This is a genomic window from Flavobacterium chungnamense (assembly GCF_039539165.1).
GTDB classification, from domain to species: domain Bacteria; phylum Bacteroidota; class Bacteroidia; order Flavobacteriales; family Flavobacteriaceae; genus Flavobacterium; species Flavobacterium chungnamense.
The window spans coordinates 144,517-162,239 of the sequence record NZ_BAABCS010000004.1 but is presented as its reverse complement, the minus strand read 5'-3'; the positions used below and the strand labels follow the sequence as shown (position 1 = coordinate 162,239).

Genomic DNA, 17,723 nt, shown 5'->3' with positions numbered 1-17,723 from the left:
TTATGAAAAAGATTTTTCTTCAATTTATAATAATAAGTTTGTTTTTTAATGAAGGATTTACACAGAATTTAGAACTCGGAAAAGTTACAAAAAAAGAGCTGGAAGAACGAGTGCATTCTAGTGATACTTCAGCGCCAGCAGCATTTATTTTTAAAAAGGCAAGAACTTATTTTACCTACAACATAAAGAATGGTTTTGAGTGTACAACTAAATTTTCTATAAAATTAAAAATATATAAAAAGGAAGGTTTTAAATGGGCTAATTTTCAAATACCATATTTTGTTGGTTACGAAAGTTTGGATGATGAAAAAGTATACATTACCAAAGCATTTACATACAATCTAGAAAAAGGAAAGATTGATAAGCAAAAAGTTACAGGTGAAGGAAAGTTTGTGGAAAAAGTTAACGAGTTATGGCAAACAAAGTTAATTACGTTCCCAAATATCAAAGAGGGTTCAATACTAGAATTAGAATATGAATTAAGATCACCAAATCTATCAGAACTTCCTACATTTCAATTTCAGTATAATATACCTGTAGATTATGCTCAATTGCAAACAGAAATACCAGAATTCTATATATACAAAGCAATAAAATCTGGTTATGTAAATGTTACTCTAAATGATGTTATGGAGCATACATCCATATCTTACAATAATAAATATAATCAAGTTGAATATTTGGGCTATCAGCAAATAAAAGCATTATACGAAGTTGCCGAAGTTCCTGCTTTAATTGAAGAAGATTATGTTAGTAATATTGATGATTATTATGGAAAAATTCAACAAGAATTACAATTAATTAGATTTCCAAAAGAAGCGCCAAAACAAATAGCAACAACTTGGGAAAGTGTAGCTAAATCAATTTATGAGGACAAAGAATTTGGGGCTGAATTGAATAAAAATAGTTATTTTCTAAATAATTTAAAGCAAATTACAGATAAAATAGAATCGAAAGAAGAACGGTTGAAAGCTATTTTTGAATTTGTTAAAAGCAAAATGACTTGGAATGGGAGATACGGCTATTATACTAAAAAAGGTGTAGAAGTAGCATTCAATGAAAGCTCTGGAAATGTTGCTGAAATAAATTTAATGTTAACAGCAATGCTCAAAATGAGCGGATTAGAAGCTAATCCAGTTTTGTTGAGCACAAGAGATAATGGTGTTGCTTTATTTCCTAATAGATCTAAATTTAATTATGTTATTGCTTGTGTTGATTTGGATGGAAAACAAATTTTATTGGATGCTACAGAAAAGTTTGCCTCAATAAATTGTCTTCCAACAAGAGATTTAACTAGTAATGGACGATTAATAAAGAAAGATGGAAGTTCAGTTGAGGTTAATTTAATACCAAAATATAATTCAAATGATGTAGTAAGTGTTCTTGTTAACATTGATAATACAGGATTAGTTTCTGGACAAGTCAGAGAGCAATATATAGACTATAATGCTTTAAGATTTAGACAAAAATATGCTGGAATTTCAACAGAGAATTATCTAGAAAAACTGGAAAGTAAATATTATAAAGGCATCGAAGTTGAAAATTATGAAATAAAAAATGAAAAATCTATCTATGAGCCAGTTATAGAAACTTATAACATTAAAAATAATAATGTAGTTGAAATTATTGGAGATAAAATGTTTTTCTCACCATTATTATACCTTGCTTTAACACAGAACCCATTTAAGCAGGAGAAAAGACAATACCCTGTAGATTTCTCTTTTCCTAACAAAGACAAGTATCAAATAGTAATAACAATTCCTGATGGATACGAAATTGAAAGTTTACCAAAATCAGTAAACATATCAATGGTTGACAAATTAATAAGTTTTGTTTTTTCTGCTACAAAAACTGATAATAAGATAAATATTTCTATGAGTTTAGATATTAATAATTATTTTATTCCTGCGGATTATTACGATTCCTTAAAAGAATTTTTCAAAGTTATCATTGATAAACAAAATGAAAAAATTGTGCTAAAAAAGATATAACATGAACCTAAAAAACTCCCAACTAGAAGTCGACAACTGGATAAAAAATCACGGAGTTCGTTATTTCAACGAGCTTACAAATATGGCGCAACTTACTGAAGAAGTAGGCGAAGTAGCACGAATTATTGCGCGTCGTTACGGAGAACAATCCGAAAAAGAAAGTGATAAAAACAAAGACCTTGGAGAAGAGCTAGCCGATGTAGTTTTCGTAGTTTTATGTCTAGCCAATCAAACAGGAATTGATCTTCAAGCTGCTTTTGACAAAAAAATGGATTTGAAATCAGTTCGAGATAAAGACCGACATAAAAACAACGATAAGTTGAAATAATTATGAATCTTAAAGTTCAAAAGTCGAAAGCCGAAAGTCAAAAATCAAAAGTTGAAATAACAGGAAGCAAATCAGAAACCAACCGATTGTTATTGTTACAAGCTTTGTATTCAAATATTTCATTAGAAAACACCTCCAATTCAGATGACTCAGAGGTTATGGCTGATGCACTTCAAAAATCAAAAATCAAAAATCAAAAATCGTTAATCATTGATGTGCATCACGCTGGAACAGCCATGCGATTTCTTACAGCTTTTTTTGCGATTCAAGAAGACAAGGAAGTCATTTTAACTGGCTCGTCACGAATGAAAGAACGACCAATAAAAATATTAGTAGAAGCATTACAACAACTTGGTGCAGAAATAACTTATGAAGAAAACGAAGGCTTTCCACCAATTAAAATAAAAGGAAAAAAACTCAGGCAAAGTAAGGTTTCACTTCCTGCAAATGTCAGCAGTCAATACATCTCTGCACTTTTGTTAATCGCACCAAAATTAGAAAACGGATTAGAACTAATACTCGAAGGTGAAATCACTTCAATTCCATATATCAAAATGACTTTAGCATTGCTAAATGAAATTGGAGTTGAAACTTCATTTGTAAAAAATGTAATCAAAATTAATCAAAAATCAGAAATCGTTAATCATCAATCAACAATTGAAAGCGATTGGAGTTCGGCATCCTATTGGTATTCCATCGTAGCACTTTCAGAAATTGGAACACAAATTACACTTTCAAGTTACAAAAAAGAAAGCCTTCAAGGTGATTCCGCATTAGTAGAAATCTACAAGAGTTTTGGCGTGGAAACAGTTTTTAATAGCAATAATTCAATAACGATTTCAAAAAACTCAAACCTTAAACTTGAAACTTTAAACTTTGAACTAAACAACTGTCCAGACATCGCGCAAACTATTGCAGTAACATCTTTCGGATTGGGAATTGGCTGTCATCTAACTGGCTTACACACTTTGAAAATTAAAGAAACTGACAGATTGGAAGCTCTGAAAACAGAAATTTCTAAACTAGGAGCAAACATTTCAGTAACAACTGATTCCCTAACAATCCAACAATCCAACAATCTAAACTCTAATATAGCAATTGCAACCTATCAAGATCATAGAATGGCAATGGCATTTGCACCTTTAGCATTAAAAACGCCACTAATTATTCAAGATGCCGAAGTAGTTTCTAAATCGTATCCAGCCTTTTGGGAAGATTTGCAAAACATAGGCTTTCTGATAGAAAAAGAATAAAAAAACTTCGCGACTTGGCGTCTTTGTGGCAAAATAAAAAATAAACATCAAAACACTTGACAACGCCTATTTCACAATCGTATATTTGCATTCGATTTAATTTTTATGATTTCAATATCTAAAATTTAATATCTAATATCTAAAATTTAATTATGAAATTATCTCATTTTCAATTCAATTTACCAGTAGAATTACTTGCTGAATATCCAGCAGAAAACCGTGACGAATCTCGTTTAATGGTTATCGACAGGAAAAAAGGAACTATCGAACACAAAATGTTTAAAGACGTTATCGATTATTTCGGTGATGGCGATGTAATGATTCTTAACAATACTAAAGTTTTTCCTGCGCGTATGTATGGAAATAAAGAAAAAACTGGTGCAAGAATCGAAGTTTTCTTATTAAGAGAACTAAACGCTGAGCAACGCCTTTGGGATGTTTTAGTTGATCCTGCTCGTAAAATCAGAATTGGGAACAAATTATATTTTGGTGATGATGATTCATTAGTTGCTGAAGTTATCGACAACACAACCTCTCGTGGAAGAACTTTACGTTTCCTTTACGATGGTTCTTACGAAGAATTCAGAAATAAATTAACAGAACTTGGAGAAACTCCAATCCCAAAATACATTAATCGTGAAGTAACCGAAGAAGATGCGGAACGTTATCAAACCATCTATGCAAAAGAAGAAGGTGCAGTAGCCGCTCCAACTGCTGGTTTACACTTTTCAAAACACCTTTTGAAAAGATTAGAAATCAAAGGAGTTGATTTTGCAGAAGTTACACTTCACGTAGGTTTAGGAACTTTCAATCCAGTTGAGGTTGAAGATTTATCTAAACATAAAATGGATTCAGAAGAGTTAAAAATTAACCAATTAGCTTGTGATATTGTAAACAATGCAAAAGCTAAAAAGAAAAGAATCTGTTGTGTAGGAACAACTTCAATGCGTGCTATTGAAAGTTCAGTTTCATCACAAAGAACATTAAATCCGTTTGATGGTTGGACAAACAAATTCATTTTTCCACCATACGATTTCAGTATTGCAGATGCAATGATTACTAATTTTCACACACCAAAATCAACATTATTAATGATGATTTCAGCGTTCTGTGGACACGATTTAATGAAAAAAGCATACGAAGAAGCTATCAAAGAAGGTTATAAATTCTATTCTTATGGCGACGCAATGTTGATAATATAATTTTGTCACACTGAATGCAGTTGAAGTGCTCAATACTATAATAAATCTCATCAGCAATGGTGAGATTTTTTTTTGGAGCGAATCTACCGCATTTTTGCAGTCCCTTTTCCTGCTGCTGAAACTCGCTTTTGTCTAATGTTGCTTGAGGTGTTACATTGAGCTTGTCGAAATGCTCTCGAAGGCAACATTAGAAAAAGAGCTCAAACAATTTCAGCATCAGGGCTAGTTGGCAATTGTCTTACATAAAATCAATTTTCATAAGTCTTTTTTCTTTTCTCTATTCTCTTTTTTCTTTACATTTACACCACAAACAAACCAAACAATGATATTTCAAAATAATCTTCAATTTGCTCAACAATTAGATGCACAAGACGAGTTAAAAAAATACAGACAAGAATTCATCTTTCCGCAACATGATGGTAAAGACGTGATTTACTTCACCGGAAATTCTCTAGGTTTACAGCCAAAATCTGCCAAAACTTATGTAGACGATGTAATGAACGATTGGGCAAATCTAGCTGTAGAAGGTCACTTTTATGCCGATAAACCTTGGTGGGATTATCAAGAACGTTTTGCAGAACCATTAAGTAAAATCGTAGGAGCAAAACCTTCAGAAGTTTCGGTAATGAATACGTTAACTATCAATCTACATTTATTGATGGTGTCGTTTTATCGTCCAACAAAAACACGTTATAAAATTATCTGTGAAGAAAAAGCATTTCCTTCAGACCAATATATGTTTCAATCGCAAGTCAATCATCACGGATTTAAACTCGAAGATGCTATTGTTGAAATCAAAAGACGTGAAGGCGAACACAACATTCGTTTAGAAGATATTTTAGCTAAAATTGAAGAAATAGGCGATGAATTAGCTTTAGTATTATTTGGTGGCGTAAACTACTACACGGGTCAAGTTTTTGATATGAAAACCATTACTGAAGCTGGACATAGAGTAGGAGCAAACGTTGGTTTTGACCTAGCTCATGCAGCCGGAAATATAAAATTAGAATTACACGATTGGAATGTAGATTTCGCCGCATGGTGTTCATACAAATACATGAATTCTGGACCAGGAAATGCGTCAGGCGTTTTTGTTCACGAAAAGCACCATCATTCCAACTTACCAAGATTTGCAGGTTGGTGGGGACATAATAAAGAAAGACGCTTCAAAATGGAACCAACTTTCGATCCAGTTCACGGAGCCGATGGATGGCAAGTTTCTAATTTGCCAATTCTATCACTTGCACCCTATTTAGCATCAGTAGAACTATTTGCTGAAGTAGGAATGGAAAAACTAATCACAAAAAGAAACCAAATCACAGCTTATTTAGAATTCATTCTTCACGAAATAGACAAAGAAGTAAATAGTACATTTGAAGTAATTACGCCATCTAAACAAGACGAAAGAGCTTGTCAGTTATCTGTTTTTCTGCATGGTGAAGGTAGAAGTTTATTTGAGTACTTAATGAGCAATGGTGTCATAACAGATTGGCGCGAACCAAACGTAATTCGTCTTGCTCCAGTTCCTTTATATACTTCGTATGAAGACATGTACAACTTTGGACAGATTTTAAAACAAGGAATACTTTCAATTCATTCAAAATAAAATGACTAAGCAAGAAATAATAAATACTTTCGATCCATCACAACCAGGATTAGCTGACGCAACCATTTTCGGATTGCCATTTTCATCAGAACAATCTGAAATAATCATAATTCCTGTGCCTTGGGAAGTGACCGTAAGTTATGGAGCAGGTGCGTCCGAAGGCCCAGAAGCTGTTTTAGATGCTTCTTTTCAAGTGGATTTGAATCATCAAGATTTTCCGGAATTGTGGAAATTAGGAATGTATTACGCAGAAATTCCAGATTCATGGAAAAACAATTCTGATAAATACAAAGCCTTAGCTCAACACATTATCGAAGCTTTAGAAGACGGTCAAGATGTGTCTGAAATTCCTGCATTGAAAGCCGATTTAGATACAATAAATACTATTTGTAGAGATTTGCATTCAGAAGTTAAAGAAACTGTTTTGCATTGGATGAATCAAGGTAAAAAAGTAGTTCTTCTTGGTGGCGATCATTCAACACCGCTTGGTTATTACGAAGCTTTGGCAACCAAACACAATAATTTTGGAATTTTACATCTTGATGCGCACATGGATTTGCGTATTGCCTACGAAGGATTTACTTATTCGCACGCATCAATCATGTATAATGCATTACAAATTCCACAGATTTCTAAAATTATTCAAGTTGGAATTCGCGATTTCTGTGAACAAGAAGTTGACGTTGTAAAATCTGAAAACGGAAGAGTTTTGGTTCATACTGATTCCGATTTGAAAAAAGAAACTTTTGAAGGAATGACTTGGGCACAACAATGTGACGCAATTATAGCTTCATTACCACAAAAAGTATGCATTTCTTTTGATATTGATGGTATGTATCCATGGTATTGTCCAAATACAGGAACCCCAGTTCCAGGCGGATTTTCATTTGAACAAGCCACTTATTTATTCAATAAATTAGCCGAAAGCGGTAAAGAAATTATAGGTTTCGATTTAGTAGAAGTTGCTCCAGGTGAAAATGATGATTGGGATGGAAATGTAGGTGCAAGAATGTTGTTTCATATGTGTGGTGTTCTTGCCAAAAATAACGGTTTGAATGTTGGAACAAAAATTGAGTTTCCAAGAAAATAATAATTTCATTTACAATTAAATTCCTACAAGGTTTTCAAAACCTTGTAGGTTTTTTATTTACATTTGGTATTCAATTCCCAACCAATGAAAAAACTTAAAAAAGTACTTCTAATAATTGTTGCCTTTCTAGTTGTAATTGCATTTTTACTTTTAATCTATTTGCAAACTACAAAACCTCAGTATGAAGGTGAAATTGATATAAAAAATATTTCTAAAACTACCGAAGTTTTCTTTGACGATTATGGAATTCCACATATTTATGCTGCTAATCAAACCGATGCTCAAGTAGTTTTAGGTTATGTTCATGCACAAGATAGATTATGGCAAATGGAATTGTTACGAAGAATTGCTGCAGGAAGATTATCGGAACTTTTTGGAAATAAAGTTTCTAAAACGGATATGTTTTTTGTAGGTTTAGGTATTGATGAAAATTCTGAAAAAGCGGTCGCTAATATTGATAAAAATTCTGAAAGCTACAAATTAGCAATGGCTTATCTTAATGGAATTAACCAGTACATTGAAAACGGAAAAACCCCAGTAGAATACACTTTATTAGGTTTAGAAAAGAAACCATTTACACTAAAAGATGTTTATAATATCTTCGGATTTATGTCTTTTAGTTTTGCAATGGCTCAAAAAACCGATCCATTAATGACGGATATTCGAGATAATTTAGGTTCAGAGTATTTGAAAGATTTTGGACTTGATGGTTCTTTTGGTGCTGTTCAATTAAAAAGTTTTGAGGGTAAAGTTTCTAATTATTCTGAGATTTCTAAACAAGTAACAAGTATTTTAGACAATTCACCGGTTCCAGCGTTTATTGGAAGTAATAGTTGGGTAATAGGTTCACAAAAAACCAAAAATGGAAAAGTAATTTTTGCCAACGATCCTCATATTGCTTTTGCACAACCTTGCACTTGGTATGAGGCACATATTTCTTGCCCAGATTATGAAATTTATGGCTATTATTTGGCAGGAACTCCTTTTCCTCTCTTAGGACATAATCGAGACTATGCTTATGGATTAACGATGTTTGAAAACGACGATATAGATTTGTTTCAAGAGGAAATTAATCCGAAGAATGAAAATCAATACAAGTATAAAAATGAGTTTTTAGATTATAAAGTTCGTAAAAAAAATATCAAAGTAAAAGACAGTTCAGATATAGTTTTAAATATTAAAGAAAGCATTCATGGACCAATAATGAATGGAGTTTTGAATACTATTTCTACCGATAAATCTATTGCACTTTCGTGGGTTTATACACAACAAAAAAATCAAATTTTAGATGCAGTTTATCATTTAAGTCATTCTAAAAACCTGAATGATTTTAGAACAAATATTGAACTCATTCATGCGCCAGGATTGAACATTATGTATGGTGATGCTCAAAATAATATTTCATGGACAGCCGCAGGAAAATTGTATAAATTGCCAAAAAATGTAAATTCGAATTTTATTCTAAATGGAAGTAATGGAGAAGATGATAGAAAGGAATTTCTTGATTTTTCTAAAAATCCAACAGCTTTAAATCCAAGTTGGAATTATGTGTATTCTTCCAATAATCAGACAGAAGCAGTTGATGGTTATTTATATCCAGGTTATTATTTACCAAAAGATAGAGCAATGAGAATTGAGAGTATACTTTTTCCAAAAAACAATTGGACTTCAAAGGATGTTGAAAAAATGATTTTGGATAATACTTCAACCAATGCAGCAAAAAATGCAATAACAATTGTTTCAAGTTTGAATACAAATGATTTTTCTCGTTTAGAAAAAGACGCAATGTATTCTTTAGTAAAATGGGATGGCGAAAACGAATTAACTACTATTCAATCAACAATTTACAATAAGCTAATTTACAGATATTTAGAAAATACTTTTCAAGATGAATTGGGTAGAGATAAATTTTCGGTGTTGCTTTCCACTCATGTAATAAAGCAATTGATAGAACCTCAAGTAGCAAATGAAAATTCAGTTTGGTGGGATGATTCTAAAACTAAAGATAAAAAAGAAACGCGTAAAGAAATTCTAACAAAATCATTTAGAGAAACCGTTGCCGAACTCGAAAAACAACTTGGAAAAGATGTAAATACTTGGACATGGAATAAGGTTCATACCTTGAAACACGAACATCCAATAGGTAAAATTGAACTTTTAGCGCCGTTTTTTAATGTTGGAAAATTTGAAGTTGCAGGAAGTAATGAAGTGATTAATAATTTGATGTTTGGCTTTCCTTCTAATGGAATTTATGAAGTAAAAGCAGGGCCATCAACAAGAAGAATTATCGATTTTTCTGATGTTGAAAATAGTGTAAGTATTTTACCGACAGGAAATTCAGGAAATCCTATGAGTAAGCATTATAACGATCAAGCCGAAATGTACAATCAAGGCAAGTTTAGAAAAATGAAGATGAATAAAAAGGAAATTATTGCTTCATCAACTAAATTGGTTTTTATTGCTAAATAATTTGACGCATCTTTGTACAATTAAAACAATTAATAATTTGTAATTTTAAATTCGTAATTATTTAATGCAAACTCCCAAAAAAATAGCCATTGTAGGTTCAGGATTAGTTGGAACTTTATTAGGAATTTATCTTAAAAAAAGAGGTCACACTGTTCATATTTATGATAGAAGTCCAGATATTAGAAAAATAAATTTCTCTGGAAGATCTATAAACTTAGTTTTATCAGATAGAGGAGTTAAAGCTTTGAGTGATGTTGGCTTACAGAAAGAGGTTTTAGGGATTGGCATTCCTGTTGAAAAACGAGCTATTCACGTGGGTGAAAACACAGTTAATGAACAATTTTATGGTAAAGATGGTGAAGTTATTTATTCACTTTCTCGAGGTTTATTAAATAAAAAAATGGTTGATTTAGCTGAAAAAGCTGGTGTTGAATTTTTCTTTGAAGAAAAGGTTTGGGATGTTGATTTAACTACTGCAACGATTTCAATTGGAGAAACTGAAAGAGGCGAATGGTTTACTAAAGACTATGATTTAACTTTTGGTGCTGATGGTGCCTTTTCAAGAATTAGACATAGAATGCAACGCCAGAGTATGTTTAATTATTCACAAGAATTTTTAGAAATTGGTTACAAAGAATTACACATTCCTGCCAATGCAGATGGTTCACATAAATTAGATAAAAATTCTTTACATATTTGGCCTAGAGGTAAGTTTATGTTGATGGCTTTAGCCAATCTAGATGGTACATTTACTTGTACATTGTTTATGCCACATGATGGCGAAAACTCTTTTGAATCATTGCAATCAAAAGAACAACTAGTTGATTTTTTTGCTCAATATTTTCCAGATACTAAAGAAGTGATTCCTAATCTCGTTGAAGATTTCTTTAAAAATCCAACGAGTTACTTGGTTACAATGAAATGTTTTCCATGGACTTTTAGTGATAAAGTAGCTCTAATTGGAGATGCTTGTCATGCTATAGTTCCATTTTATGGTCACGGAATGAACGCCGGATTTGAAGATATTACCGTTTTAAACAATATGATTGAAAAATATGGTGATGATTGGGCAAATTTGTTAAACGATTACGAAAACTCTAGAAAACCAAACACTGATGCTATTGCAGAACTTTCATACAGAAATTTTATGGAAATGAGTTCCAAAACTGCTGATGAAAAGTTTCTACTTCAAAAGAAAATTGAAAAATGGTTTTCAGACAAACATCCAGACAAATGGATGCCTCTATATAGTCGTGTAACTTTTAGTTTACAGCCTTATTCTGAAGCATTAGCCATAGGTGATTTTCAAAATAAAATCATGGAAGATGTTTTGAGAATAGAGAATATTCAAGAAAATTGGAATTCAGAAGAAGTGGAAAGTTTAATTTTAGAAAAACTGAAAACTGCGAACTAATTTTCTTCTCGATTTACTTTCTCAAAATCGAATGCCGGTTTGCAAATAGCAATGTATTCACAAGATTTATCAAATGGATTGGAATATTGAACTCTAGTATTAGCTTCAATTTTTATAGATTGTCCAGCTTCTAAAATTACAATTTCGTCTTCAATTATAAATTGCTTTTTACCTGAAATAATATAAGTATATTCTTCAAATTCAGGTGTTTGAAAAGGTTCACTCCATTTTGGTGGCGCAATCATGTGGGCAATTGAAATATCATTATTATTTGTAGCAACTTTCCCATGATGCTCTTCAATCAATTTTCCATCTGTAGTAGGAACTACAAAAGGTGTTTTTTGAATTAAATATTTTTTCATAATATTATCCTCTAAATTCTTTTTTCAATTTAGTTACTTTTTAAAAATTTTCATTAAAATTCCAAAAACACCACGAATGAAGCTAGCACTTGTAACAACTTTAGTAACCGATTTACCAATAACTTCGGCTGTGCTAGGTTCGTTACTTTTCTTTTCTTCTACTTCAATTTCTTCAGCTTGTTCAACAGCTTCATTGATTTTTTTAGTCAAAATTTCATAAGCGCTTTCTCCATCAAGTTCTTCGGCATATTTCTTGACCAATTTAGATTTTGCATTGATTGCTTCAATTTCAGAATCAACCAAAATATCCATTCTACTCATTGGTGCGCGAAGCATTGTTGCAGCCAAAGGTGTTGGAATTCCTTTTTCATTTAATGCAGTAACAAAAGCTTCTCCAATTCCAAGAGAAGTCAAAATTTCATCCGTTTGATAGTAATCAGATGTTGGATAATTATCTGCTGTTTGTTTGATGGCTTGTCTATCATTTGCTGTAAAAGCTCTCAATGCATGCTGGATTTTTAAACCTAATTGTGCCAAAACACCTTTAGGAATATCCATAGGATTTTGTGTGACAAAATAAACACCAATTCCCTTCGAACGTATAAGCTTGATAATTGTTTCTATTTGATCTAAAAGTACTTTACTAGCTTCATCAAAAATTAAATGTGCTTCATCAATGAATAAAACTAATTCTGGTTGATCAACATCACCTTTTTCAGGCATTTGCTGATAAATTTCAGCCAACAGACTCAACATAAATGTCGAGAATAATTTTGGTTTATCTTGAATGTCTGTTAGACGTAATATATTAATGTATCCTTTTCCGTTTTCATCGATTCGCATCAAATCATCAATTTCGAATGATTTTTCTCCAAAAAAGAAATCGCCACCTTGTTGTTCTAATTCAATAATTTTTCTCAGAATTGTTCCAGTAGTAGCTGATGATATCTTACCATAATTTTCAGAAATTTCATCTTTTCCCTCTTCGGTGATATAATTAAGGACTTTTTTGATGTCCTTTAAATCTAATAAAGGCATTTTGTTATCATCGCAATATTTAAAAATAACCGCCATTACTCCAGCTTGAGTGTCATTTAAATCTAATATTCTTGAAAATAAAACAGGTCCAAATTCAGAAACTGTAGCTCTTAATCTTACACCATCTTGTGCCGAAAGCGTCATTAGCTCAACAGGAAAAGAACTTGTAGATTAAGGTATATTAATTTTTGCATGACGCTCTGTAATAAATGGTTTTTCTTCACCGGGTTGTGCTATTCCAGAAAAATCACCTTTAATATCCATCATTAAAACAGGAATTCCAAAAGAAGACAATTGTTCAGAAAGCACCTGAATTGTTTTAGTTTTTCCGGTTCCAGTAGCACCAGCAATTAATCCATGACGATTCAATGTTTTTAAAGGAATCTTTACTTGAGTTTCTCCAATAGGTTCACCTTCTAAAATTGCTGCTCCAAGAATTAAACTTTCTCCTTTAGAAGTGTAACCTTCGTTGATATGCTGAATGAAGTTATCTTTTTTACTCATTGTTATGAAAATTAGAATGGTTTTTTTATTTAAAGCGAATATAATACATTTTTTCACTTCTCTTAATGTCCCTATATTATTCATTTTTTTACCTCTTCCCAACCTTTTGTTGTTTTTTTACCTCTATCTTAATAATAAATGTAACTAAGTAAACGTTATTTAAAATAAGATTTATGTAGTTTTTGTGTGTAATTGATTAAAACTTTTAAACTTTTAACATTAAAATTAAATTTTCAATAGAATAAATTCTATGATATTGTTTGTTTTAAGATAATGTTATAAATAACAAAAAAAGTTTTTTTATTTAAACTAAAAAATTAAATTTGCTCCTATTCAAGTTTACTTACAACTAAAACTTATAAATTATTAAAAACTTAAAATTTTAAAAAATGGCAAACGTTAAAAAAGACAACGGTTCAAACGGAGGAGGAATGATTACAGGAATTATCATCGTAGCATGTATTATAGTGGGTACTTTGGTATGGAAATTTATTATGGGTGCAGAATCTAATTTTGAACCAGGAAGTTTCAATTCGGAGCATCCAAAACCAATCAACACACTTGGTATGGTATACATGGGAGGATTTATTGTTCCAATATTACTAGGTATGTTATTAATGGTAATAGTATTTTCTTTTGAAAGATTTTTTGTCATTTCTAAAGCTGCTGGAAAAGCAAATCTTGATAAGTTTATGAATAATGTTCAAGGACATATCAAAGAAGGAAGAATTGATGATGCTATTGATGCATGTGATAAACAAAAAGGTTCTGTAGCAAATGCAATCAAATCTGCTTTAGTGAAATTCCAAGATGTTAAAAAAGAAGGTTTCAACAGTGAAGAAGCTGCTGAAATGATTCACAAAGAAATTGAAGAAGCTACAACTTTAGAAATGCCAATGTTAGAAAAACACATGACTATTCTTTCTACTTTAGTTTCTTTAGGTACATTAGGTGGATTATTAGGAACAGTATCAGGTATGATTAAAGCGTTTGGAGCGTTAGCATCATCTGGAACACCAGACCAAGCTGCTCTTGCAACAGGTATTTCTGAGGCACTTATCAATACTGCAACTGGTATTGCAACATCTGCATTGGCGATTGTAATGTATAATTTCTTTAACTCTAAAATTGACTCTTTAACTTATTCAATTGATGAGGCTGGTACTTCTATCGTAAATACGTACAGAAGATTAAGAGGAAGTTTAAAATAATAGTAATGATTTAACAATTGATATTAGTCAAATTGTTAAATACTAACAAAATTACAAATGGCAAAAATAAAAATGTCTAAAAACGCAGCGTCTATTGATATGACGGCTATGTGTGATGTAGCTTTCCTTTTGCTCACGTTTTTTATCTTAACTGCAACAGCAAAATCGCCAGAGGCTTTGCCTGTTACAACTCCTGCATCGACTGTTGAAGTTAAACTTCCAGAGACAGGATTAGTTACACTGACTATTGGAAAAAGTGAAGGTAAAGACAAAGTGTTTTTTGGAATGAAGGATAGAGATATTCGTGTAAAGACACTTGAGTTAATGGCAGCAAAATATCAGTTATCATTTACACCTGAAGAAACAGCTCAATTTAGTTTAATCGAGGAATTTGGTGTTCCAGTAGAAGCTCTTAAACAAATCATAGCTATGAAGGCAGTAGATAGAAATAAAGAGGGATTACAACCAGGTATTCCATTGGATTCTTTAAATAACCAATTGAAAGATTGGATTTATACTGCACGTCAAGCTAATATTGAGCTTGGAAAAGATAAAGAACTTGACTTCGCTATAAAAGGTGATGCTAAACAAGAATATCCAAAAATCAAAAAAGTTATGGATATTTTACAAGACCAAAAAATCAATAGCTTTAATTTAGTTACTGGTTCTAGAGGTAAAGATTTTTAATATTTAATTATTTAGCAAAATGGCAGAATTAAATACCGGCGACGGTGGTGGTAAAAAAGGCGGAGGTAAGGTAAGAAGTAAAAAACAAAATTCTAAAGTTGACTTAACTGCAATGGTGGATTTAGCATTTTTACTAATCACTTTCTTCATGTTAACCACATCGTTATCTAAACCAAAATCTATGGATCTGGGATTGCCTAATAAGGAAGATGATCCAAATGATGAAGTAGAAATGAAAACCGACCAAAGAAGAACAGTTACCGTTATTCTAGGTGCGAATGACCAAATAAAATGGTTTCATGGACTTCTTGAAGCTCCAGAACCTAACGGAAAACCGCAAACTACTGGATATGGTAAAGAAGGAATTCGTAAAGAGTTATTATCAAGAGTAGCATCAATTCCGCAAGTTACACGCGATAAAGACAAAGGTTTAATTGTAATTATTAAACCTACTAAAAAGTCTACTTACAAAAATTTAGTAGATATATTAGATGAGATGGCAATTTGCAAAGTACCAACAAATGCAATAGTTAATGATTTTTCTCCAGAAGAAAATAAATTAGCAGACGAACTTAATAAAAGTACTCAATAGTACTTATAAAACTAGAAAGAAATGAAATTAGATTTATTAAATAATAAATGGATTGATATCGTTTTTGAAGGTCGTAACAAAAGTTATGGTGCTTACGAGTTGCGTAAAAAAAACACCAGTACCAATGTACGAGCGTTCATAATTGGAGCTATTATTTTTTCGTTGGCAGTTGCAGCGCCAGTAATCATTGATATGTTGCCAGATTCATCTGATGATGATCAAGCATTAAACGATAAAATTACAAGTATTAAGTTGCCTCCTAAGGAGGAAAAACCTAAGGAAAATCTTCCTCCACCTCCACCACCTCCACCAAAACAGGATGTGGTTAAGTTTGTAAAACCTGTAGTTGCTAAAACTAATGAGGTTACAGAAGAACCGCCAAAAGTGGAGGAATTGAAAGAGACTAAAATTGGTAAGGAAAATATTGATGGTGATCCTAATGCTGGGTTATCTCTAGATCCACCAGGTGATGGACCAAAAGGACCTGCAGTTGTTGAAGAGGATAATACTATTTATAATTCAGCTGGTATCGAAGTAAAACCTGAATTTCCAGGTGGTATGGCTAAGTTTTATAAGTTTATCGAAAACAACTATAATGTACCTTCTGATAGTCCGGGTGGAAAAGTTTTTATTCAATTCGTTGTTGAAAAAGATGGTTCATTAACTGATATCAAAGTTTTAAGAGATATTGGTTACGGAACTGGAAAAGAAGCTGAAAGAGTGTTGAGAAAATCTCCAAAATGGACTCCAGCTGAGCAAAATGGTAAAAAAGTGAGATGTTCTTACCAATTACCTATCACGCTTACTGCTCCTCAAGAAGAATAGTAATGATTAAGAAATTAATTTCAAACTATAAGAAGAAATCGCTTAACGAGCGATTTCTTCTATTTATAGGAATTTTGTTTTTTTTGATTTATTTAACATTTGGAATTATTTTAATATTTTGGACTAGTTTCCCAGTTAGATTACAACCAAAATATAGAATAGCATTAGGTATATTGTTAATGGCTTACGGGTTTTTCAGATTCTACAGATATTTTAACACCAATAATGATGAAGAATAAAAAGATTTTATTTTTAATTTTAATTCAAATTGCTCTTTTAATTGTAGTTATCTCATGTGAGAAAAAAGATAAAAACAGTATAAATTCGGATAGTATTATTGAAGGTAAAACTTCGATTTTAGTAGATGAAACATTGATGCCTATTGTCGAAGATCAGGTAACTATTTTTGAAACCGAATATAAGGCAAAGTTAACTTTATTGCCAAAGTCGGAAAAAGAGAGTATGAATGATTTTTTAACTAAAAAATCAGGGATAATTGTACTTTCAAGAGATTTAAGCAAAGAAGAATTTACTTTTTTTAAAAACAATAGAATTGTACCGAGATCAACACCTTTTGCAATAGATGCCATTACATTTATAAAAAATAAAAAATCTAACGATACTTTAATTGATTTAAAAGAAGTAATTGATTATTTAAAAGGAACTAAAAACAGCATAAAAGGATTGGTTTTTGACAACCCTAATTCAAGTACAGTTAGCTACTTATGCAGATTAGCAAAAATAGAATCTCTACCAAGTGAAGGTGTTTTTTCATTCAAAACTAATGATGAAGTAATAAAACACGTTTCAGAAAATGATGGAATGATTGGTGTAGTTGGAATAAATTGGTTGACACAACCAAAAGCAGCAATGCAAAAATATGTAAATAGTGTAAAAATTTTAAGTGTTAAAACTGCTGATAATAAGTATGTTTACCCATCACAAGAGAACATAGGAAGTAGAACATACCCTTTGGCACGTGTTTTGTATATTATCAATTGTCAAGGATATAATGGTTTAGGAATGGGCTTTGCTTCATTTATAGCTGGAGAGATAGGACAAAGAATAATTTCACAATCGGGACTAGCTCCAATAAGAGAACCAAGTCGAAATATTAGAATTAGAAATCAAATAGAAAACAAAAAATAAAT

14 protein-coding genes and 1 pseudogene are annotated in these 17,723 nt (G+C 31.7%); 13 read left to right on the top strand and 2 right to left on the bottom strand.

Annotated elements, in window-relative coordinates; translation table 11 throughout:
* Positions 1-2 precede the first annotated feature (2 nt).
* From ABD771_RS03000 to ABD771_RS02965, 8 genes are all read left to right on the top strand, one after another.
* Positions 3-1,991: a transglutaminase domain-containing protein gene (locus ABD771_RS03000; protein ID WP_345090451.1), complete on the top strand. Its 1,989-nt coding sequence runs from the start codon at positions 3-5 to the stop codon at positions 1,989-1,991.
* A gap of 1 nt (position 1,992) precedes the next feature.
* Positions 1,993-2,319: a nucleotide pyrophosphohydrolase gene (locus ABD771_RS02995; protein ID WP_345090448.1), complete on the top strand. Its 327-nt coding sequence runs from the start codon at positions 1,993-1,995 to the stop codon at positions 2,317-2,319.
* Positions 2,320-2,321: 2 nt separating this feature from the next.
* Positions 2,322-3,572, top strand: coding sequence for a 3-phosphoshikimate 1-carboxyvinyltransferase (gene aroA / locus ABD771_RS02990; protein ID WP_345090445.1), 1,251 nt, complete (start codon positions 2,322-2,324; stop codon positions 3,570-3,572).
* Positions 3,573-3,724: 152 nt separating this feature from the next.
* Entirely contained in the window at positions 3,725-4,774 is a 1,050-nt protein-coding gene (queA, locus tag ABD771_RS02985; RefSeq protein ID WP_345090442.1) for a tRNA preQ1(34) S-adenosylmethionine ribosyltransferase-isomerase QueA, read from the top strand.
* A gap of 322 nt (positions 4,775-5,096) precedes the next feature.
* Complete coding sequence (gene kynU, locus ABD771_RS02980) at positions 5,097-6,380, top strand: kynureninase (RefSeq protein ID WP_345090439.1); 1,284 nt, start codon at positions 5,097-5,099, stop codon at positions 6,378-6,380.
* Between the two features lies 1 nt (position 6,381).
* On the top strand, positions 6,382-7,470 hold the full coding sequence (locus ABD771_RS02975; RefSeq protein ID WP_345090435.1) for an agmatinase family protein: 1,089 nt from the start codon (positions 6,382-6,384) through the stop codon (positions 7,468-7,470).
* 84 nt (positions 7,471-7,554) lie between these two features.
* On the top strand, positions 7,555-9,939 hold the full coding sequence (locus tag ABD771_RS02970) for a penicillin acylase family protein (protein ID WP_345090432.1): 2,385 nt from the start codon (positions 7,555-7,557) through the stop codon (positions 9,937-9,939).
* 64 nt (positions 9,940-10,003) lie between these two features.
* Positions 10,004-11,353 carry an FAD-dependent oxidoreductase gene (locus tag ABD771_RS02965; protein ID WP_345090429.1) on the top strand — a complete coding sequence of 450 codons (1,350 nt, stop codon included), beginning with the start codon at positions 10,004-10,006 and terminating at the stop codon, positions 11,351-11,353.
* On the opposite strand, the gene ABD771_RS02960 is transcribed toward ABD771_RS02965, so the two are convergent.
* Complete coding sequence (locus tag ABD771_RS02960; RefSeq protein ID WP_345090426.1) at positions 11,350-11,715, bottom strand: cupin domain-containing protein; 366 nt, start codon at positions 11,713-11,715, stop codon at positions 11,350-11,352. The genes ABD771_RS02965 and ABD771_RS02960 overlap by 4 nt on opposite strands.
* Positions 11,716-11,748: 33 nt before the next feature.
* Positions 11,749-13,257 (bottom strand): annotated as a pseudogene (locus ABD771_RS02955) (helicase HerA-like domain-containing protein).
* Positions 13,258-13,646: 389 nt separating this feature from the next.
* On the opposite strand from ABD771_RS02955, the gene ABD771_RS02950 reads away from it, so the two are divergent.
* From ABD771_RS02950 to ABD771_RS02930, 5 genes are all read left to right on the top strand, one after another.
* Positions 13,647-14,468: a MotA/TolQ/ExbB proton channel family protein gene (locus ABD771_RS02950; RefSeq protein ID WP_345090423.1), complete on the top strand. Its 822-nt coding sequence runs from the start codon at positions 13,647-13,649 to the stop codon at positions 14,466-14,468.
* A gap of 57 nt (positions 14,469-14,525) precedes the next feature.
* Complete coding sequence (locus tag ABD771_RS02945; protein ID WP_345090418.1) at positions 14,526-15,155, top strand: ExbD/TolR family protein; 630 nt, start codon at positions 14,526-14,528, stop codon at positions 15,153-15,155.
* Between the two features lie 19 nt (positions 15,156-15,174).
* Positions 15,175-15,747 (top strand): ExbD/TolR family protein, encoded by a 573-nt coding sequence (locus ABD771_RS02940; protein WP_345090414.1) that lies wholly within the window; start codon positions 15,175-15,177, stop codon positions 15,745-15,747.
* 21 nt (positions 15,748-15,768) lie between these two features.
* Positions 15,769-16,572, top strand: coding sequence for an energy transducer TonB (locus ABD771_RS02935; protein WP_345090411.1), 804 nt, complete (start codon positions 15,769-15,771; stop codon positions 16,570-16,572).
* 225 nt (positions 16,573-16,797) lie between these two features.
* On the top strand, positions 16,798-17,721 hold the full coding sequence (locus ABD771_RS02930; protein WP_345090408.1) for a PstS family phosphate ABC transporter substrate-binding protein: 924 nt from the start codon (positions 16,798-16,800) through the stop codon (positions 17,719-17,721).
* Positions 17,722-17,723 lie beyond the last annotated feature (2 nt).